The organism is Vibrio sp. 10N.261.46.E11, from assembly GCF_041472735.1.
Taxonomy (GTDB): domain Bacteria; phylum Pseudomonadota; class Gammaproteobacteria; order Enterobacterales; family Vibrionaceae; genus Vibrio.
On the sequence record NZ_JBFRQW010000076.1, the window covers coordinates 13,205 to 33,846 of the forward strand.

18 protein-coding genes, 1 other RNA gene and 4 pseudogenes are annotated in these 20,642 nt (G+C 43.4%); 8 read left to right on the forward strand and 15 right to left on the reverse strand.

Features of this window, described 5'->3' with window-relative positions; all coding sequences use genetic code 11:
• Positions 1-190: 190 nt before the first annotated feature.
• The 4 genes and pseudogenes from AB4407_RS19675 to AB4407_RS19690 form a co-directional block, all read right to left on the reverse strand.
• Positions 191-682 carry a DUF2059 domain-containing protein gene (locus tag AB4407_RS19675; RefSeq protein WP_372121718.1) on the reverse strand — a complete coding sequence of 164 codons (492 nt, stop codon included), beginning with the start codon at positions 680-682 and terminating at the stop codon, positions 191-193.
• A 320-nt stretch (positions 683-1,002) separates the two neighbouring features.
• Positions 1,003-1,332, reverse strand: coding sequence for an AzlD domain-containing protein (locus tag AB4407_RS19680; protein WP_102268970.1), 330 nt, complete (start codon positions 1,330-1,332; stop codon positions 1,003-1,005).
• Positions 1,333-1,334: 2 nt separating this feature from the next.
• A complete protein-coding gene (locus tag AB4407_RS19685) occupies positions 1,335-2,063 on the reverse strand; it encodes an AzlC family ABC transporter permease (RefSeq protein ID WP_372121719.1) in 729 nt (242 codons plus the stop codon).
• Positions 2,064-2,132: 69 nt separating this feature from the next.
• Positions 2,133-2,279 (reverse strand): annotated as a pseudogene (locus AB4407_RS19690) (AraC family transcriptional regulator); the annotation flags it as partial.
• A gap of 247 nt (positions 2,280-2,526) precedes the next feature.
• On the opposite strand from AB4407_RS19690, the gene AB4407_RS19695 reads away from it, so the two are divergent.
• The 4 genes and pseudogenes from AB4407_RS19695 to AB4407_RS19710 all read left to right on the forward strand — a co-directional run bounded on the left by AB4407_RS19695 (position 2,527) and on the right by AB4407_RS19710 (position 7,106).
• Entirely contained in the window at positions 2,527-2,865 is a 339-nt protein-coding gene (locus AB4407_RS19695) for a hypothetical protein (RefSeq protein WP_372121720.1), read from the forward strand.
• Positions 2,866-3,348: 483 nt separating this feature from the next.
• Complete coding sequence (locus tag AB4407_RS19700) at positions 3,349-4,869, forward strand: M20 family peptidase (RefSeq protein WP_372121721.1); 1,521 nt, start codon at positions 3,349-3,351, stop codon at positions 4,867-4,869.
• Between the two features lie 93 nt (positions 4,870-4,962).
• Positions 4,963-5,571 (forward strand): DUF3299 domain-containing protein, encoded by a 609-nt coding sequence (locus AB4407_RS19705; RefSeq protein ID WP_372121722.1) that lies wholly within the window; start codon positions 4,963-4,965, stop codon positions 5,569-5,571.
• A gap of 252 nt (positions 5,572-5,823) precedes the next feature.
• Positions 5,824-7,106, forward strand: a pseudogene (locus AB4407_RS19710) (serine hydrolase domain-containing protein).
• A 324-nt stretch (positions 7,107-7,430) separates the two neighbouring features.
• Here the strand turns inward: AB4407_RS19710 and AB4407_RS19715 are convergent.
• Entirely contained in the window at positions 7,431-8,180 is a 750-nt protein-coding gene (locus tag AB4407_RS19715; protein WP_372121723.1) for a hypothetical protein, read from the reverse strand.
• Between the two features lie 323 nt (positions 8,181-8,503).
• Between AB4407_RS19715 and AB4407_RS19720 the strand changes: the two genes are divergently transcribed.
• Positions 8,504-9,403 (forward strand): LysR family transcriptional regulator, encoded by a 900-nt coding sequence (locus AB4407_RS19720; RefSeq protein ID WP_372121724.1) that lies wholly within the window; start codon positions 8,504-8,506, stop codon positions 9,401-9,403.
• Positions 9,404-9,420: 17 nt separating this feature from the next.
• Here the strand turns inward: AB4407_RS19720 and AB4407_RS19725 are convergent.
• From AB4407_RS19725 to AB4407_RS19740, 4 genes and pseudogenes are all read right to left on the reverse strand, one after another.
• Positions 9,421-9,713, reverse strand: a pseudogene (locus AB4407_RS19725) (transposase); the annotation flags it as partial.
• Between the two features lie 83 nt (positions 9,714-9,796).
• Positions 9,797-9,907 (reverse strand): annotated as a pseudogene (locus AB4407_RS19730) (endonuclease); the annotation flags it as partial.
• A gap of 118 nt (positions 9,908-10,025) precedes the next feature.
• Positions 10,026-10,122: signal recognition particle sRNA small type (gene ffs / locus AB4407_RS19735), an RNA gene on the reverse strand.
• A gap of 196 nt (positions 10,123-10,318) precedes the next feature.
• Positions 10,319-11,062: a hypothetical protein gene (locus tag AB4407_RS19740; RefSeq protein ID WP_372121725.1), complete on the reverse strand. Its 744-nt coding sequence runs from the start codon at positions 11,060-11,062 to the stop codon at positions 10,319-10,321.
• Between the two features lie 51 nt (positions 11,063-11,113).
• Here AB4407_RS19740 and AB4407_RS19745 point away from each other — a divergent pair, with 51 nt between their 5' ends.
• On the forward strand, positions 11,114-11,416 hold the full coding sequence (locus AB4407_RS19745; RefSeq protein WP_372121726.1) for an MGMT family protein: 303 nt from the start codon (positions 11,114-11,116) through the stop codon (positions 11,414-11,416).
• Between the two features lie 76 nt (positions 11,417-11,492).
• Here the strand turns inward: AB4407_RS19745 and AB4407_RS19750 are convergent, their stop codons facing one another.
• Positions 11,493-11,933: a YbaY family lipoprotein gene (locus AB4407_RS19750; protein WP_009847253.1), complete on the reverse strand. Its 441-nt coding sequence runs from the start codon at positions 11,931-11,933 to the stop codon at positions 11,493-11,495.
• A 168-nt stretch (positions 11,934-12,101) separates the two neighbouring features.
• Here AB4407_RS19750 and tesB point away from each other — a divergent pair, with 168 nt between their 5' ends.
• Positions 12,102-12,962 carry an acyl-CoA thioesterase II gene (gene tesB / locus AB4407_RS19755; RefSeq protein WP_048664245.1) on the forward strand — a complete coding sequence of 287 codons (861 nt, stop codon included), beginning with the start codon at positions 12,102-12,104 and terminating at the stop codon, positions 12,960-12,962.
• A 114-nt stretch (positions 12,963-13,076) separates the two neighbouring features.
• Here tesB and AB4407_RS19760 read toward each other — a convergent pair whose 3' ends face one another.
• Complete coding sequence (locus AB4407_RS19760) at positions 13,077-13,742, reverse strand: hypothetical protein (protein WP_132762536.1); 666 nt, start codon at positions 13,740-13,742, stop codon at positions 13,077-13,079.
• Between the two features lie 71 nt (positions 13,743-13,813).
• On the reverse strand, positions 13,814-14,269 hold the full coding sequence (locus AB4407_RS19765) for an Lrp/AsnC family transcriptional regulator (protein WP_029223439.1): 456 nt from the start codon (positions 14,267-14,269) through the stop codon (positions 13,814-13,816).
• Positions 14,270-14,416: 147 nt separating this feature from the next.
• On the opposite strand from AB4407_RS19765, the gene AB4407_RS19770 reads away from it, so the two are divergent.
• Positions 14,417-15,484 carry a PLP-dependent cysteine synthase family protein gene (locus tag AB4407_RS19770; protein WP_372121727.1) on the forward strand — a complete coding sequence of 356 codons (1,068 nt, stop codon included), beginning with the start codon at positions 14,417-14,419 and terminating at the stop codon, positions 15,482-15,484.
• Between the two features lie 88 nt (positions 15,485-15,572).
• Here the strand turns inward: AB4407_RS19770 and AB4407_RS19775 are convergent, their stop codons facing one another.
• The 3 genes from AB4407_RS19775 to AB4407_RS19785 all read right to left on the reverse strand — a co-directional run bounded on the left by AB4407_RS19775 (position 15,573) and on the right by AB4407_RS19785 (position 20,241).
• Positions 15,573-15,893 (reverse strand): DUF1244 domain-containing protein, encoded by a 321-nt coding sequence (locus AB4407_RS19775; protein WP_048658194.1) that lies wholly within the window; start codon positions 15,891-15,893, stop codon positions 15,573-15,575.
• Positions 15,894-16,051: 158 nt separating this feature from the next.
• Positions 16,052-19,165 carry a vibriobactin export RND transporter permease subunit VexH gene (gene vexH, locus AB4407_RS19780; RefSeq protein WP_372121728.1) on the reverse strand — a complete coding sequence of 1,038 codons (3,114 nt, stop codon included), beginning with the start codon at positions 19,163-19,165 and terminating at the stop codon, positions 16,052-16,054.
• Positions 19,165-20,241, reverse strand: a complete 1,077-nt coding sequence (locus AB4407_RS19785) for an efflux RND transporter periplasmic adaptor subunit (protein WP_116927948.1) — start codon at positions 20,239-20,241, stop codon at positions 19,165-19,167. Before AB4407_RS19785 ends, vexH begins: the two co-directional genes overlap by 1 nt.
• Between the last annotated feature and the right edge of the window lie 401 nt (positions 20,242-20,642).

The following is a 20,642-nucleotide window of genomic DNA, read 5'->3' on the forward strand; positions in this document are numbered from 1 at the left end:
CTAACTCCTTACCAAACCTAAATACACGATACCCACACCTAAAATAATTCAGCTGTGGGGCAGTAATTATGCCTGATTAAGCTTGAAACACATAAATCATTGCATGAAATACAGCGTGTGTTTTAAGAATATCTACGTTATCGACCAAGTATAGAGCGTTATTTCAAATCACAAACCTGACAACTTCTGATCAGGAACCTCTATGGGCTTCAAGGTCTTTTTTGAGTTTGGTCGTTAACTTTTGAACTTTAGGTAGGACTTGTTGCATTAACGACTGAGTCATGATCATTGACTCTGTCGTCACGGTTGGCATTTTTTTCAGAATGCTTTTTCCATGTTCTGTTTTGTAGAAATCGATCATTGCACCGAGCTCTTCTTCAGTGAATTGATTGCTGTAAATCGTTACAATTCCAGGCTCTAGCTTTTGCCAACTGACCTCCTCTTTCATCAACTCGTTCATACTTTGATAGTAATCATCAAAGATAGCTTGTTCTGACTCCGAAACCTCTAGATCTTTAGACATTTTAGCCATCATGCTATCCATTTGAACGTATACCGCGTCCAACGTGGAATCGACATCCATGATCTGAAGAAGATCTTTTATCAGAGCTTGCCTGTTATCTTGTGCCGCTGATAATTGCAGCGGTACGATTAGAAATAAAATTGCGAAGAATCTGTACATTTTGAGGTCCCTTTAGCTTTGTAAAATAGATGAAATATCTTATAAAACATCTCAACACATTGAATTACTTGTAAATTTACTCACTTTTAATCCATAAGTAAAACGAATTAAACGGTACAAAATAATATAAAATCAATTGCATTTAGATGTAAGAGGTTTATTGGACAGATATGAAGACGACTAAGAGAGGAACAGAGCGCTTTTAAATAAAAGAACTACAAGAGAACTAGAGCCTAAGAACACTCGTTTCAAGTAATAACTCATACACTTGAAACGAGGATAACTAATGGCGTGACACGCCGTATCAATTGAGCTGCGTATTAATGAAAAAGGAAATCAACCGCGACAAGGTTGTAGAACAAAAACACCGCCATGCTGACACCGATCGTTAACAGCACATTACCCGTTTTCCATATCAACAGGCCTGTCACCACCGCACCAATCAAGTAAGGGTTCTCTAGGCTTGGCCAAAATGTTTGCTCTGGTGCAAACACTATCGGCCCCCAAATCGCAGTCAGCACCGCTGGGCTTGAATAACGTAATAAGCGTCGCGCTGTTTGATTCAAGCGAAGCGGGATTGCAGGTTCTAGGAACAGATACCGACTAAAGAACACAATCGCCGTCATGAGTAATATCGTTAACCAAATCATCTCTATTTACCCTCCGCGATTGGCTTATTGCCATTGTTTCGCTCTTGAAACGACTCACTGAAAAAGCCCGCTAACATACCAGCAATCGCTGCAATCATCAGCCCGCCTTCAACATTGTTGACCGACATCGCGACCGAGGTGACCAATGAAACCACCACACATACGACAACAGGCAAAGTACTAATTAACGGAAACACCAAAGCGATAAAGGTTGCTGCAACCGCGAAGTCGAGCCCAATCTCGTTAAGTGATGGGATTTGACTACCTGCAACAATGCCAACAAAGCTCGCGATATTCCAAACCAGATAAAAGCCGCCGCCGACACCTGCAGCGTACCAACGATTAAACTCTTGCTGAGATTGCCCACTGCAAATTGCGAACAGCTCGTCAGTGAGCCAAAACCCGAGTAATAGACGCCAGCGAGCCGGAAGATGACTGATTTTGTCGCGCATCGATACGCTGTATAAAAAATGCCTTGAAGTGATGAACAGCGTGGTCAGCAACATAGTGCCAAGGCCAATGCCCGCTTTGAACATACCCGCGGCGACCAGTTGCGCCGAGCCCGCAAATAAAATAGCCGACATCGCTTGCGCTTGGAGCTGATTCAATCCGGCATCTATCGCATATGATCCAGCTAATATACCCCACGGTATTACCGCAATACTCAAGGGCATCGCAGCCAAAACACCTTTCCATAACTGTGTTCGTCTATCCATTATTTCACTATCCATATCATTCTTTTCTCTCTTCACATTGGCTATTCAATGTAAGAAGAGTTGAGTCGGTTCGATTGTACAAACTTGCTCGATAACACCAAGTGTGTAGCCCTCGTGGCTATGACGTGAGAAGTTCTGCTTTTCGTATTCAGCATCAAGAACTTCAAGGCCACCGAGCTCTTCCGTTATCTTATATTCGGCCTTTTCTTTAGAACGTTTCTTGTTATCCATAACAATTCCCAAGCCTGTTAATTATCGAGCGACTTATCAGTCTACTCTATAGGCTCTTTCAGCTTTTGTACAAAATTGCGCATTTGGTCGTTAATGCGTTTTTTGACCGAGCAATTAAACGGCTCAATAACGCGTTCTAATTGCGAGCAAGATCGTGCTCTGTAAGCGGTTGGCGAAGAATTGACAAATCAGTGACTTAATCATGCTCATAATCTCCGCCAACTATTGGTAACTGTTCAGAGATATGATGAAGAAAGCCTTAGCATTGATCTTTTTCTTGAGCCTTACAGGCTGCACGCACAATCAATCCAAAGCACTAAGCATGAACTCCTCGTCGGTTAATACATACCCACAACCAATGTCGAACCTGCAACTGTGCGACACCTTGTATTATGGGCGCTCGAGCAATCAAACGCTGGCGGCCATTGGCAGTGAATTTAATCGAAGAGGATTATCAAAGAGTTGGTGTGATACCGAAACCAACAAGCTTTATCTAACAAAGACAATTGATTGGGTTGCTGAACAAGTCGAAGACAAAGAAGATTCAGAGGAAGAAGCATCAGCTGTTGTGCTGCCTGCGAATTGAGAAACCTTAACTTGTTGGACGAGATAATTGGACTGCTGCAGACAACAAAAAGCCAATCGTTGAGAGCTGATCGTTTAAATGATGCTCGCAACCAAAGCTTGCATAACATTGCATCAAAAACCTACATATTTGCAGAGCTACTAAAATTCAACGTAGTAAAATCACCACACTCCAGTCAGTCCTTCTAAAGACAGAATCGCTTGGTGATCACAAACAACCACAAGTCTGCGTAACAAAATTTTGAACAAAATCTTTTTACAAATCTCATATCTTAAGATGAGCTCGGAGCTTTTCCGAGAATGTAAAAACTTTTCCCCCTACAAAGTCATGTCTAATTTTACTCATCCCCCTAAAAATTGTTCCCAACGCCTTTTGATGGGTGGAGTCCATCGCTAGAGATTGGTTTGGTCTGTATTGTTCGTTAATAATTACCGCATAAACCAAAACACAGATTTACTTTCTACCTAATTGAGGCTTCAAATCATGACAAAACCATCAAAACTCTTTACTGGTATCGCGTCCGCTTTGGCATTGACCGCTAGCATTTCAGCGTGGGCTGATGAGCAAGACTTTAGTTCGATGCAAATGCAAGGTGTCGAAAAAGTCGACATTCAAGTTGATGTAGAAGGCGCTGCGCAACGTTTGTCACAAGCGGTTCAGTTTCAAACTATCTCTAACCAAGACCGCAGTGATTTTGATGAGCAGGCTTTTCGTGACTACCACCAGTTTCTTGAAGAATCGTATCCATTAGTGCATAAAACGCTCAAGCGAGAAGAAGTCGGTGACCCGCGTCCTTTCAGCTTGATTTACACGTGGGAAGGTAAAGATCCATCACTTGCTCCCGCTATCTTTATGGCGCACCAAGATGTTGTACCAATTGCAGAAGAGTCTCGTGATGAGTGGAAAGAAGATCCCTTTTCAGGTGTGATTAAAGACGGTTATATCTGGGGCCGCGGCTCTTTAGATGATAAAAACCAACTTCAGGCACTTTTAGAAGCTACTGAAATGAAGCTAAAAGAAGGCTTCCAACCTGAACGTACCATTTTGTTTGTTTTTGGTCACGATGAAGAAGTAGGTGGGCCTGAAGGCGCCAAGCACGCTGCTGATATTATTGAACAACGTTATGAAAAAATTGCGTTTGTTATGGACGAATCTGCTCCATTGGTCCCTGGAATATTCCCTGGCATTCGTGAAAATACAGCATTGATCGGTATTGCCCAAAAAGGCTTCGTTAGTCTTGAGATTGCCATCAATGGTGTTGGTGGTCACTCATCACAACCGGGAGAAGAATCGAATATTGTCGCGTTAGCAAAAGCAGTAGAGAAAGTTGAAGCAGCGCAATTCCCTTACAAAATTCATGATGCGGTGAGATACCAATATCGATACATGGGGCCGGAACTTCCAGAAGCGCAGCAACCACTGTACAAAGCCGTAGCTTATGGCGAAAACGACACGGTGACGGACTTAGAGAAAAAATTTATTGATGTGATGTCTAAAAATCAGGTTACTCGCGCCATGCTTCACACTACAACGGCAGTAACTATGTTTAATGCCGGTATTAAAGATAACGTGTTACCGCCAGCAGCCACCGCTGTGGTTAACTTTAGACCAATGCCAGGCGACACTCCTGAGGTGATTATTGAGCATGTGAAGAAAGCGATCGGTGACGAAAGAATGACCATTCGTGATATCTCAGCATCAACGCCGGCAACGAATGTTGCGGATCCAAGTGGTCCAGGTTATGCCATGTTAGAGAAAACGATTCGCCAAACTTGGGGTAATGATCTGATTGTTTCACCGTTCTTTGTTATTGGTGGCTCAGATTCTAAGCACTTCCAAGCGCGAGATTTTGCCCCTGATGTATATACGATGACGGCAATACAATTAGAAAGCGTAAAAGAGTTCGAAGGTTTCCATGGTGTGAACGAGCGTATCTTAGTTGAAGAGTACGGTCGCTCTATTGGGTTCTTCTACCAACTAATGGATAACCTCGAAAATCTGTAATTCAAATATTATTGACTGATATAAACGAGACAATGGCTAAGATTTTCTTAGCCATTTGTTCATTGGCTCTTATTCTTATTAGAAAATATTGACATGAAAAATACATTATTGATGGCTATGGCTTGTTGTTTTAGTTTGTTCACACAAGCTGCTGAAACGATATCTTGGGAGTCGTTAAGACCTGTGCAGAATCAGTATCAGGTTCTTTCTCCTGGGAATAAGGCGCTACTTTCTGAGATTTACGCCTACGAAGCTGTTCAAAAAACTCGTCAGTTAAGTCCAATGGAAAAAGATGGATACAATCAACGCGTGGTATTGGCTGAAAAGTTTGGCTTAAACGTACGTGAGCTGCTTGTACAAAGAACACAACAAACGAACGATATTGTTCCCGACCTTAGTATTAACGATATGAAACTGGCCGGGTTTTTAGTCCCGCTCGAAATGGAAGGCTTAATCGGAACGCAGTTCATTTTAGTGCCAACTGCAGGGGCTTGCATTCACACACCTCCCCCACCTGTAAACCAAACGATTTTAGTCGAATTTCCCGAAGGCCATGAATTACAAAGTTTATACACACCAGTATGGGTGACAGGGAATATTAAAACAGGGGCGGTTGATACGTCGGTTGCACTTTCTGATGGCAATCAAGATATTCAAACTGGATACGTCATTGATGCGTCGGATATTGAGCTTTATCATTGAATCTGATCAAATAATTTAGAATATAAAATGGTGACTAACGGGGGAATCGTTAGGTTCAATCGGCTCACTATGTACCGTCTAACTACTTATCTTCATGCTCCCCACTTCGATCTTTGATGGGGGCAATCCATCGGAGGCGATGAGGTGTTATTCCGTTTTTCTTATACCGTATCTGTATTAACAAAGGCAACTGGCTCGCAGCTTTTGCATGCAGTTTGCCCTACAGCACTTATATACCAATAGGAAACCAATATGAAAAGCTTAATCGCTATATCCATAGTAACGGCTCTGTCAGCAGGCTCATCGTGTGCTAATGAGAGCGTTAATGAATCATCCACAAATGTAGATGTTTACAACACTCATGACTTTTTTTGAAAAAAGGCAATCGAGTTAAACTTCAGTTTCCTATCGAGCAATCCAAGTTTGCTTGGCAGAACCTAAGTCGTTTCTACCCTACCGCTCAAATTGAACGTGATGGACCTGTGTATCAATTCCCATATCAAATTGATCAAAATATTGGTGAAATATCAGCGACTGTACACGGTGAGAGTAAAACTCTAAATGAACACCTAGATTCCTACCCTGTCGATGCTTTTCTTGTTGTTAAGAGTGGAGAGGTTGTCTTTGAGCGTTACAACACGATGCGAAAAACAGACAAGCATAATTGGTTTTCAAATTCAAAAATCACAGTAGGTATCGAGCTGGCTAAATTGGTCAACGAAGGTAAAGTTAACCCGAGTGATCCTATTTCTAAATACATTCCTGAATTAAAGGGATCTGACTGGGATACCGTATCCGTTTCTGATACTGCAAATATGGCGACAGGCTTGAACGCAACAGAACACGATGAGCCAGAGGCTGACTCACGTATAAATCCAGAACAACCTTGGTTTAAATGGGCGGTTTCTATTGGCGTGTTTGAAGATCAAGGCAACCAAAGCCCACTTGAAGTACTTGCTGAAATGAAGCGAAGAGCACCGGGCGGAAAAACATTCGAATACAATTCCATTAATACGTTTGTTCTAGCTCGCCTTATTGAGAACGTTCGTAACTTACCCATGAATGAGATTGTCAGTCGTGATATGTGGCAGAAGATGGGGGCTAATAATGATGCTTATACTGTCGTTTCTCCACAAGGGGGATACCCTTTAATGTTTTTCTCAATGAATACCACAATTGAAGATATGACTAAATTCGGTATGTTACTTACTCCGTCAGCCACAAAGTTGGGTAATGGTGGTGTTAGTGAAGAAGTCATTACGTTAATTCAAGACTCTGGTAAACCAGAAGCTTACGGTGGTGGTTATGTTGGCAAGATGATGGAAAACTCTTTCTACAACGACACAAACATCAAGAATGGTTATCAATTTGATGCAATCTTTGAGGACGGCGATTTATTCAAGGCAGGTGTTGGCGGTCAAGGTATGTATATTTCACCAGAAAAAGATTTAGTTATATCTTTCTTTTCAACCAGTGACGGTAAAAACCAAGAAGAAACTTATGCTCGTGAGATTGCTAAATATTTTAGCCGCTAATTATGCACGGTGATTGCCACCTAATGTGGTTAATCATTGATAGGTTTGGACATTGAATAAGTTTTATTTTTTTGTAACGCCAGTCGCCTGACTGGCGTTTTTTTGTTTGCTGAGCTTGGTTATTGATTCCCTGTGAGTGCGTGATTAAGTATCACGATATCTTTACATTTACAGAGCGATCCATTATCGCTTGTGGTAAGGCCGAACTGAGTAGTAAATCGTGGCTATTTTAATAAAGAAGAGTGACAGGGTGTAAGGAAAACAAAACTAAAAAAAGGCGAATCTCTCGATTCGCCTTTGAACGTATTGTGGATTTTGGGCGCTTTAGAAGAATACTTTGTATTGGAACCAAACCACGGTGTCGTCAATGTCTAGTTTTTGATTGGTTGATTCCATGCTTCCATAAGTATTCTCAACCTTGACTTGTCCCCAACGTGTTTTGTCTGCCGAAAAAGGAGTTGCTGCGAGTAGGGTAGTTTTAACAGTACTCGTTTCAATATCACCATCCATATACGTAAATTCTGGGTAGGCTGCAAAATAAGTACCATCGGCGCCCGGCTTCCAAACTGCATAAGCAGCAGCCATACCACCTACGATGCTATTGTCTGTCACACCGAAGGCACTAGTTGTACTGTCTGAATATTCACCGCCCATCACTGCTGCGCGGCCAAAAAAGGTCAGGGAGTCTATTGGAGTTCTAAAAATAGCAACACCACCGACTGCAGCTGTAGTAAAGCTTGCATTATCAATGATATCTAATGATGCGGCTACACGAGGTGTCATGGCATTATTTACATTGAACACATGGAAGTATTGAGCTCGGCTGTCTTTATATTTACCTTCATTATCCATTGAGCCTTCCAATGTGACCATAGACATCTGCCCATTGTCATAAGTATATGATAGAGCGCCCGATAGCTTTAGATCACCTATGTTGTTGGTTGCCACATACATATTAGTACTAGCGCGAGTCATATCGGACGGGTCAACTTTTTGAGTGTCATCAGCAAATGCTGAAATAGAAATGGTAGCAAGTAAAGCTGTAGATAAAGCGGTCATTTTGAGTGTAGTCATGGGAAGTTCCTGAGTTTTTTAAGTTAAGTTGCTGAAGCAATGACGCAACTTTACATAAGGTTTTTATACTCATTAACTCGCTAGCGATGGACTCAAACCATCATTGTTATCCAAACAGCGCCGCCAAAGGGGGAGCTCAGTTTCTCGTGATAAAAATATATTAGTTCGTTTGATTAAAGTGTATTTGGGAAGATATCTTGAATGAAAGTTAGAGCATGTTGATAGAAATGTGTTGTTTGATAAGAAAAACAGACGCTGTATTGGTTAATACAGATTCTGGTGGTAGGATTTATTATCGAATATGAGGGATCGCAGGGCATGACATGAACTTTAGTCTTGAACAATTAAATACTTTCGTTGCGGTATATGAACAACAAGCTTTTAGTAAAGCGGCGATAAAATTAAACAAGCACCGAACAACGGTTGCACAAGTCATCACGAGTTTAGAAGACCAGTTAGCGATCACCTTATTCGATAGGTTGAGCCGCAGTGTCGAACCCACTGAAGATGCAGTACTCCTTTATCATTACGCAAAGCAAATACTAGAGCAGGCAAAAACGCTTGATAGATTTGCATTGAGTCTTTCATTTGGCGCGTTAGAGTCGGTGACGATTGCTTATGCGAGCTTTTTACCTCATCACGTTGTTTCTAAAATTCGTCGACAGCTTTATGAAGATTTCCCATCCATGAGCGTTAATTTTTTGGTCAGAACGAAACCAGAAATAAAAGCAGGAATTGAAGACGGAAGTATTCATTTTGGGATTGTGAACATATATGAAAGCAAAGTGATTAATAGTATTGATTTTACTTTTTTGGGGAATATGCCTTTTGTTCCGTTTGCTCATGCAGCAAGTGAACTATCTGCTAAGCCAACAAACGAAACACTCTCAACGATGAAGTCTTTACGCCAGTTTGTACTGAAATCTATGGTCGACGATAACATGACGGAGAAGGCTGTTGTTTCTTCGAAACATGAATATGTTGATCAATTAGCAGTCATTGTTAAGCTTGTCCAAGATGATTTTGGCTGGGCTCTTTTACCAAAATCGATAATTGACTCTGAATATGTGACTGAAAATTTGGTAGAGATAAAATGTGACGAGATCAAACAAGAAATAATGGTTCCTATATCCCTTTGGTGTCCACATTCAAAACAAATTGCTCAGGTAAAAAAATCGATCATCAAGGTCGCTGATTATTATATAAACAAATCGGCGTACTAAAAAATGGACACTTTATTGAGGTGTTCGAGCATAAACTCATAGCAATCTACTTTAGATTCTTCGCGAAGTAGGTGGCGGCCTTTTTTACGATATCTAGCTCTTCAGCTTGCTCAGCTAATAATCGTTTGAGTTTGGTATTCTCAGTGGCGAGTCCTCTTTCTCTATCGCTGATTTTCGCGTCTTTTTTGACGGCTTTACGCCATCCATAGATTTGAGATTCATATAACGATAGCTGTCGTGCGGCAGCAGCGACACCGACTTTGTCTGCTAACTTAAGCGCTTCAGCTTTGAATTCAGGAGTATATTTGATTCGTGTTTTCTAGTTATCATTGTTCACCTCGTTAGTGATTGTACTCACTTAACTCAGTGTCCAAAACTTCTGGGGCGGATCAAACAAAAATCATACTCAAGCATGGACATTGTTCGAACAACTGAGTCATTTTTCAAACTCATGAATTTACAAATGTTGTGAACAGCTGATGATTTTTTGGTTTGGTCGTACATAGCAAAAGCACTTTTGTTGTAAACCTACAACAAAAAATAGACTATGAAGGCTTATGATGCAGAAATGAAGAAAGCCTGCAATTTATGCGAACATATATTGCAGGCTTCAAATGGGTGGAAGCCCCAGCCACATCCCGGCACACACGTCGCCTGCTGCGGCTGCTCCCTTCCAGGCCTGACCGAGTTCACAAGTTAGTGTTGCGGGAGGACCAGAGCCTCCATAGATTCTTTTTCTAAGAGGCTTGCCTCAAAGAGTGATTGGATTATTAAGCATCGCAGCAACCATTGCAAGCCCTTCCACTCTATTTTTGAACAATTACGTTCTAAGTGCTTATCCTTTATTCAACCCATTCGCAAATCGCAGGTAAATTCGCCATTTACCTGCATTTGGAAGGTTTGGTTACAGAAGAGCTAAATATCGATGTCTTCATTATCTTCGGTGCGAAGGATGTAATCTGTCATCCAAGCGGTGCCCAACAAACATAACCACACCACAAAAACGGGACTAGGCACTTCGATACTTGGGGTTATCACCAAAGCCGCAAAGCCTACAGTCGGCAATGTCCAACACAGTAGCTTATTCCAACGGAAGGTCTTCAAGCGAGTGAGTGTTTCCATCGATGCCATGATACCGGTGACACACAAAGCCACCAAAGCGGCATAAGGTAAATCGGCTATCCACAATGGGAGGATCAATCCTAATGACCACCAGCTGTGTCGACTCGCGGGTTTCAGATGGTTTGCGGCCCACCAAATCACGATGATAGACAACGTCTGCAATGTGGTGATCCAAGGTGCACCATCAAGCTTTCCTGCCGATTGCGTGACCATAATCCCAACCTGCAAGGTGGTAACAATCAAGCCTGAAATAATCACGACGGACAAACTGCTGCGTCTTGAGAAAACAACCATAAGCAGTGGGAATAGCACCCATGCACTGACTGAAAGCGTGATTGGCTGTAAAGGAAGGGTTAAACCGTAAGTCGTCATGGCTGCAAGCAAAGCTAAACCTGCGATACCACCCTGCGGCAGAATCCATAATGCAGGAATGACCATAGCAAGCACTGGGATGTCCCCTTCACTTAAACTGATTGCTCTAGCGCAAACAACGGCTAATAATGTCGTAATTAGAAATTGAAATGTCGAAAAAACCATAGCTCTCTCCTTCTACCGATCCGTGGTATTAATGAACTAGGAACATTTAGTATGGACCAATTTTTGAGCCAAATCTTTGCTGTGATTCACCAAATTCCATATGGGAAAGTAACAACTTATGGAGACATCGCACGTTTTTCAGGATTTCCGGGTTATGCGCGACATGTAGGTAGAGCATTAGGTAATTTACCAGAAGGTAGCAAACTGCCTTGGTATCGGGTGATCAATAGTAAAGGTGAGATCTCTTTGAAAGGGGCTTCGTTTGACCGCCAAAAGAAACATCTGCTCGAAGAAGGGATTGAAGTGAGTGACGCGGGAAAAGTTAAACTCAGAATATACAAATGGCAGCCCTAGAGCTGCCACTAATCGTCTATTCAACTGACTAAATTAAGCTTAATCAAGATGCCTTAACAGTGGCATCGATTTCGACTTAACGGACACCAACCAAACGTAGGTCTGCTTGTTGCGTGTTTTCTACGTCAGTAATCACTGACTTAATCGTGTCTGTTGTGAAACGCAGTTTGCCGTCAACGTGAATCGTTGCGCGCATGTTGTAACGGTGGTTAGCTTTAATCTTGTTGTTGTCGTAGCTCAGCTCGAACGCGAACGGAACTTGCTTACCGTCTGTGGTGAACTCTTGAGTCGCGATAACGGTCGATGGTGCGTCAGCCAGTGAGATGTCTTCTAGCGTAACAGTCACTACGGCATTCTCTGGCAATGCAATTCTTTCACGGTAGCTTACTGTTCCTGAAATCACTTGAGTGTTCTCTGCAACCACTTCCTGAGAAGCACTGGTTTCTGATGTTGCTTGGCAACCCACAAGTAGGCCAAACGATACTAAAGACGTAATAAGAATTAGAGCCTTTTTCATATTCAATTTCTCTCAACATGTTTGCCGGACTCGGCAAATCTACTCAGCAATTATAAGAGAGCTTTCATATTCTGTCTCGAAACCCTATGATTTATTGACAGATATCTGACTAAGCTAAATGATTAACACCATAATCTGACACCTATTTTACCAAGAGGCATGCTGGCGATGAGTCAACCTTTAAAAGAATTACTCAATTTACTTCAGTTAGAGAAACTAGAAGAAGGTCTGTTCCGCGGGCAAAGTGAGAACTTAGGCCTACCACAGGTATATGGCGGTCAAGTATTGGGACAAGCGCTTTCTGCTGCTCGTTATACCGTTCAAGACGACCGTAGTGTTCACTCTTTCCACAGTTATTTTCTATTTCCCGGTGATCCTGAAAAGCCAATCATTTACGATGTTGAGAACCTAAGAGATGGACGCAGCTTTAGCACGCGCCGTGTGAAAGCGATTCAAAATGGCCGCCCTATTTTCTATCTCACCGCTTCTTATCATGGCGATGCGCCAGGTTTTGAGCACCAGATTGCAATGCCTGATATTCCTGGACCAGAGAACTTTGCTTCAGAAACTGAATTAGCGAGCCACATTGCAGAATTCTTACCAGAGAAACTGCGCAAAACCTTTTGTGGCGAAAAGCCGATTGAGATGCGCCCGGTGACGGTTGTGAATCCACTCAACCCGAAGAAGACGGAAGCGAAACAGTACCTTTGGGTAAGAGCAAATGGCGCGATGCCAGACAACCAATTAATTCATCAATACCTACTTGCTTACGCATCGGATTGGGGGTTCTTAGTTACGGCGCTTCATCCTCATGAAGTCTCTATCATGACACCAAATTTCCAAGTGGCGACGATTGACCACTCAATCTGGTTCCACCGCCCGTTCAAGATGGACGAATGGTTACTTTATGCGATTGAAAGCCCAACGGCGGCGAACACTCGTGGCTTAGTGCGCGGCGAGATCTTTAACCAAAAAGGTGAGCTCGTAGCGACGGCAGTACAAGAAGGTGTAATGCGTTTTACTAAGTAACGGATAAACGCTTCTTACAAGCCCAAAATACGCACAAAAAAATAGAGGCTAGGTTTAGTACCTAGCCTCTATTTTTAATATTAACGAAAAGTCGTTACTTCGAATCCATAAACTCTACTCAGCTTCTGGCGTAGGCTCGAATTCACCTTGCACTCGTGTTTTGATGCCATCGCCAGCGTCTCTAAGTAAATTAAATGGCGATAACACTACGCCTTTCACCGCGCCCTCTGCGGCTCCCTGAGCGAGCTCTTTACTCTTATCAGCTAACAAATTAGCTTGTGCCAAAATACCAGGGACTTCCGCTCGTAGCATTTCAGACTCAGTGACGATGACAGGAATAGTCTGTTCGCGGTAAGACTTACTTTCAGCGAGCATTGGTGGCATTACGTCTACGCGATATCGTTTTAACTCAATTAATGTTGGTGGAATAACATCAGTTCTTACCTGCTCAATTTCCGTTCGAACATTTTTAACTTCATCTAATATCGCAGGGATTTTGTTGTCGACCGACGCTACGGTTTGATTCACGTCATCGATCGTCTTTCTCACGTCTTCGACAGTATCTAAAACTCTAGGGGCTAGCTCGTCGACATGAGATGCAAACTCTAGCCACTCTTCAACTTTAAGACCTTTAGTCAATACCGATAAATCCTCAATAACCTGCGGATAAGTATCAACGATTTCACCGACTTTATTGGTAAAGGAGTAGATGGTGTAACCCAAGTAAAAAACGGCAACGGCCAGCACCAATTGGATAGCAGTCGAAACTTTTGCAAACATGAATAATCCTTTTCTTTATCGCTGAGGCAATATCTAAACTGAGAAATAGTTAGCGTAACGCTAGATTTAGCTTAAAGCGGCAATGCTGTCGTGTACTTCAATGGTTCCATCGCAAATGTCGAGGTCACATTAGATATACCATCAATACTATTCACCAAGCGCTTGTAGAAATCATCAAAGCACTTCATGTCTTTAACCTGAACCTTCATCATATAATCATACTCGCCAGCCATTCGATAGAACTCCATCACTTCTGGAAAGTCCGACACAGTATTCACAAAGCGGCCATACCACTCATGAGAATGGTTGCTTGTTTTCACCAATACGAACGCGGTAAAAGCAAGATCAAGCTTCTCAGGGTTCAGCAACGCCACTCTTTTTTCAATAATACCGTTCTCTTCAAGACGCTTCAGTCTTTTCCAACAGGGCGTGGTTGTTAGGTTGACTGCCTCTGAAATATCGTTCAATGACAGCGTGCTGTCTTCTTGCAGCAAACTTAATATCTTTTTATCTACGGCATCTATCACACTTTCACCAAATCGTATTTAAATAGAATAATTTTCTACATTTTAGTCAAAACAAAGCAAATATGGCAAAGTTTTTCTCTCGAATTCTAGTTAAATTATAACCATACCAATTACAAGAAATTCCTACACAAGATCAGGAGAACGCTTATGTGCACTGACCATCAATGGATTAACAACGCGATTCGTAAAATTGAAGCGGACTACCAACGCTCAGCGGATACGCACCTTATCAAGTTAGACCTTCCAAGTATCGAAGGCATTGATATCTACCTTAAAGATGAAAGCACACACCCAACAGGCTCTTTGAAGCACCGTTTGGCGCGTTCTCTGTTCTTATACGCGATTTGTAACGGTTGGGTTGGCCCAGAAACAACGATCATTGAATCTTCATCTGGCAGCACTGCTGTGTCTGAGGCGTACTTTGCTCGCCTGCTTGGTCTTCCGTTTATTGCGGTAATGCCTAAGTGCACAGCGAAGAAAAAAATTGAGCAGATTGAATTCTACGGCGGCCAAGCGCACCTTGTTGATCGCTCAGATGAGATTTACGATGAGTCTCGTCGTTTAGCTGAAGAACTGAATGGCCACTACATGGACCAATTTACTTACGCTGAGCGCGCAACCGACTGGCGTGGTAACAACAACATCGCGAACTCGATTTTCAATCAAATGCAGATGGAAGATCACCCTGTTCCAACTTGGGTAGTAATGAGCCCAGGCACTGGTGGTACTTCAGCAACTATCGGCCGTTTCATTCGCTACCAACAACATGAAACCAAGCTATGTGTTGTTGACCCTGAAAACTCGGTATTCCACGAATACTTCCAAACAGGTAATCCGAACGTGAAAGGCAACACATTCAGCAAAATTGAAGGCATTGGTCGCCCACGAGCAGAGCCAAGCTTCATTCCTGGTGTGGTTGACGACATGCGTAAAATCCCAGACGCAGCAAGCATCGCAACTACGCATTGGTTATCTGACATTCTTGGTCGCAAGGTTGGCGCATCAACCGGTACTAACATGTACGGTGTGCTTCAGCTAGCCAGTGAAATGAAAGCGTGTGGCGAGAAAGGTTCTATCGTGACTTTGCTATGTGACAGCGGTGAACGTTACCTAGACACTTACTTCAATGACGAGTGGGTAAATCTGAATATCGGTGACCTACAGCCTTACGCAGCGAAGTTGGAAGCTTTCTCGCAAACAGGTGAGTTGGCTTAACCACAGGGTAAGCACCGACACCAAAATTAAAAAGAGCCGTTGATGGGCTCTTTTTTTGTTCTGTTAATCAATCACTAACGACAACAAATTACTCTGGCTTCTGCTTCGCTTCAAATGCCGCTAGTTGTTCAGGCGTCGCTTTTGGTTGATGGTTTTGTTTCCACTCATCGTAAGTCATGCCATATATGCGCTCACGAGCGTCATCGATATCCAAGTCTAGGCCTTGTTGCTCAGCTTCTGCTTTGTACCACTTGCTGAAACAGTTACGGCAGAAACCCGCCAAGATCATCAAGTCGATGTTCTGCACATCTTTGTTATCATCCAAGTGTGCTAGCAGGCGACGAAAGGTTGCTGCATCAAGCTTGTCTTGTTCTTCTTGAGAAAGATCTTTGTATTTAAATTCAGCCACTTTACTTTCCTTTATTCGATTTATTGTATTAATTCGTTGAGCTCTGCTTGTTATACAAAAAAAGCCTGCCATTCGCTAGGAGCAAACGCAGGCTTTTCAATATTGTTACACTATTCCGTGCTCATTAAGCGTACGTGTTCATTAGCCGTGCGTGTTCATTAACCGTGACTGCTTCTTCCCACGTTGTCATGGCTAAGCTCTTTATTAAGCTCTGCTTCCACGTGACCCGGAGAACGTGTTGTGCCAGAAATCAGTCGATACATCGCAGGGATTACGAACAGAGTTACCAATGTCGCGAAGCCCATACCGAAGAAGATAACCGTACCCACTGCTACTCGGCTTTCATAGCCAGCGCCCGTTGAAGTAATCAATGGGATAGCACCGGCTAACGTAGTAAACGCCGTCATCAAGATTGGACGTAAACGTCGAGCTGAAGCATCAATGATCGCCTTTTCAAACTCAATACCACGGTCACGAAGTTGGTTGGCAAACTCCACGATCAAGATACCGTTTTTGGTTACCATGCCGATCAACATGATCATACCAATTTGACTGTAGACGTTGAGCCCTTGACTCATCAACACCAAACCTAAGAAGCCACCGAAGATACCCATAGGTACGGTGAACATTACCACCAGTGGGTTAATGAAGCTTTCAAACTGCGCGGCCAGTACCAAGTACGCGACCAACATCGCTAGCGCAAACACCACTAAGATACTCGATTGGTTCTCTTTGAAGTCTTTTGACTCGCCTGAGTAGCTCACTGAAATATCACCCGGTAGCTGCTCAATCGCTTGTTCATCAAGGAAGTCGAGTGCATCACCCAGCGTGTAACCTTCCATTAGGTTCGCTTTAATGGTCACCGATTTCTGCTTGTTGTAGTGCGACAAACGAATCGATGAAGCGACTTCTTCAATGTGCGTCAGCGTATCGAGTGTAACCAACTCACCAGACTGAGTTCGCATGTAGATTTGGCTTAAGTCGTTCGCGTTATTAAAGCTGTTCTCATCACCACGCAGGTACACGTCGTACTCTTCACCACGATCAACAAAGGTGGTTTCACTCTTACCTCCCAGCATGATTTCTAACGTGTCCGAAATGTCCGAAACACTCACACCTAGCTCGGCTGCACGTTGCTTATCTACGGTTACCAACAACTCTGGTGTTTTCTCAGAGTAATCAATGTCCGCACCTTCCATCATTGGAGAGTCTTCAGCGGCTTGCTTTAACAGTTCGCCCCATTTCTGAAGCTCAGAGTAATCAGAGCCACCCAGAACAAATTGCACAGGCTCATTCGAACCACCACGGAAACCCGGCATGAACGGGAATACACGCACATCAGGAATACCCGCTAAAGACTGACGCACCTCGCCCAAGGCTTGTTGTGCTGTTTCTTCACGTTCGTCCCAATCTTCTAGGATCATGATAACGAAGCCCGTTTGGTCGCCCGCATTACCACCAAACGCTGGCGATTGAATACTGAATGACTTCAAGAACCCTTGACCAAGGAGCGGCATTAGGCGCTCTTCAACGATGTCCATGTTGGCAGACATACGGTTGTAACTGGTTGCATCGGCACCACGAACAAACGCAAAGATAACACCACGGTCTTCTTGTGGCGTCAGTTGCGAAGGCACTTGTTGCATCAAACCATAACTACCGCCCATACACGCAATAATGATGATTGGAGCAGCCCAACGCCAGTTTAGAGCACGGCGCAATACCGATTTGTATCCAGCTTCTAACTTACCAAACACACGTTCAACAAATTGATTGAAGCGATTAGGTTTCACGTTCGCTTTTAAAATCTTGCTGCCCAGAACCGGCGTCAAGGTTAATGCTATGACAGATGAAAAGATTACCGACATCGCCAACAGTACCGAGAACTCAGTAAACAGAAGACCTACCATGCCGTCCATAAACGAGATGGGTAGGAACACCATTACCAATACTAGCGTGGTTGCGATTACTGCAAAGCCTACTTCACGTGTCCCTTTATAAGCCGCAAGCAATGGTGATTCACCACGTTCAATGTGGTGGAAAATATTCTCAACCACCACGATAGCGTCATCCACCACCAAACCGATAGACAGGATAAGTGCCATCAAGGTGATGAGGTTGATAGAGAAGCCAAAGTAATACGCCGCAATAAACGACGAGATTAGCGATACAGGAACGGTTACGGCTGGAATCAGCGTTGCACGCGCTTGGCCAATGAAGACGTAAAGCACGAGGATAACCAAACCACCCGTAATAAAGAGTGTGCTGTAAACCTCTGAGATCGAACGGTCAATAAAGACAGTGGAGTCATAGTCGACAGCCAAACGAGTTCCGTCAGGCAAGAACTTTTGAATCGCTTCGACTTCTTTGTGAACTAAATCAGCCACCTCAAGTGGGTTGGCATCAGACTGAGGCACAATGCCCATACTAACGTTAACAACGCCATCACTCTTAAAGGTCGAGTTCTCGTTTTCTGCGCCAATGTAAACATCCGCTACATCTTTCAAGTAAATTGGCGTGTTATCAGAAGCACGTTTCACCACTAGGTATTCGAAATCTTTGGCGTCAGTATATGAACGAGCAGTACGAACCGACATCACAATCGCATCGTTACGCACTTCGCCACCCGGGCTTTCAATGTTCTCGTTACGTAGGGCTTGTGTAATATCAGAGGCGGTAACACCACGACCCGCCATTAACGCAGGTTTCAGCTTGACGTACATGACTTTGTACAAACCGCCAGAAATACCCACCGAGCTCACACCAGAGATCAAACTAAAGCGGTCAATCAACACACGCTCGGTGTAATCGGTTAACTGCGTTCGGTCCATCTCGGTTGAGCTGAGGTTGATGTAAACCGACGCTTCACCACTACCATTGTTCTTATAAACAATCGGGTCATCGGCTTCATCTGGCAACGAACGCTGAGCACGCGCTACCGCATCACGCACATCACTGACACCGGTATTAAGATCATAACCAAGTTCAAAGGTGATGGTGATTCGTGACGATCCGTTTCGTGTCGTAGATTCGATTTCATCGATACCACTGATGCCGGATAACTGATCTTCAAGGTTGGAGGTGATTTGGCTTTCAATGATGGTGGCTGATGCACCTTCATAACGAGTACTGATCGATACCACCGGGCTTTCAATATCGGGCATTTCACGAACTGCGAGCTTATTGAAAGAGACAATACCAAACACAACCAAAAGCAGGCTCAATACAACAGCCGCTACTGGTCTCTTCACAGAAACATCAGATAACAACATTAGTTAGCGCCTTCTTGTGCTGCTGTATTTTCATCAAGTTTAGCAGGGCGATTGACGGCAAGCTCTTGAACCAAAACACCGTCACGCATGTTCACGATACCTTGTACTACGATCTTCTGACCAATCTCGATGCCTTTTTCAATCACGACTTCGTTATCAAGACGAGCCCCGAGGAATACTTCGGTACGAGTCGCTTTGTTATCTTCGCCAATCACATAAACGAAACGCTTAGTGCCTGAATACTCAAGCGCTTGAACTGGAATGATTGGGGCTTCTACTGGTGGGAAGTCCATATCAGCCGCCACTAACATGCCCGGTTTTAGGTAATCATTGTTGTTATCGAAGTGGATTCGAACTCGAAGGTTCAAAGTTTCGGCGTTAATACGAGAATCAATACCCACCACAGTACCCGTGAACTGAGTATCGCCCCACGCACTGGTGCGAGCCGTTACTGTCATGCCTTTAGACAATTTCGAAAGGTAACGCTCAGGTATTTGAAGATCTAACTGCATCACCGACAAATCATCTAAGGTCACAAGTTCAGTGCCTGATGTCACCATTTTACCGCGGCTAAAGTCGATAAAACCGACCGTACCAGAGAAAGGAGCACTGATATGTAGATCTTTAAGGTTGGCGTTAGCTGCTGCTAGGCGAGCATTGGCGATCTCTACGTTAGTTTTCTGAGCGTCAATTTCAGTTTGAGTGATCGCGTTACGTTTCACTAGTCGTTGAAATTCCGCAAGCTTACGCTTTTCATCTTTTAAATATGCTTGTGCTTCTGCAACTGCAGCTTTTGCTTTGTCGTCATCGAGTTGAACCAACATCTGCCCTTTGGTGACATCTTGATTGGCTTTGATGTTAATAGAGTTCACTCTGCCAGCCACTTCAGAAGTGATCATTACAGATTGCTCGGCTTCTAACTTACCGACCAAAGAAAGAGACTGGCTAACTTGGTGAATGTCAACTTGCTCGGTAACAACAGTGACCGTGCTAGGGCCCATACGTTTAGCTAGTGCGGCTGGAGACGCCATAATGATAGACAAGCTAAGCAGGGTTAAAACAGTTTTATGCTTCATAATAATGGTCTGCAAGTGAGATTTAAGATCTATAAATGAAATTAACCGTATTCTATCAACTGATGAATGCTGTAACGTCAAGAAGTGTAAATCTAAGTTAAATTCAATTGACGTTTCATGACGAATGACACGAACCAAACACGATACAGAAAGCTAATTACCTCAAGGTGTTACCTATTAGTACGTAAACCTTAGTACAGATGTTCACTTCACGAGCAATATGCGTACTTTTCGCCATCTTTGCCCAAAAAGGCAGCATTTAACACAAAACCATAAGAAAAACCCTTTACAGGTTTAACGTGTTTGCTATGATGCGCTCCGCACTTGAGAGATGCGTTGGGAAAAACATCTCTTTAGCCTATCCATTATGAGTTAGGAAAAACACCCTGGAGGGGTTCCCG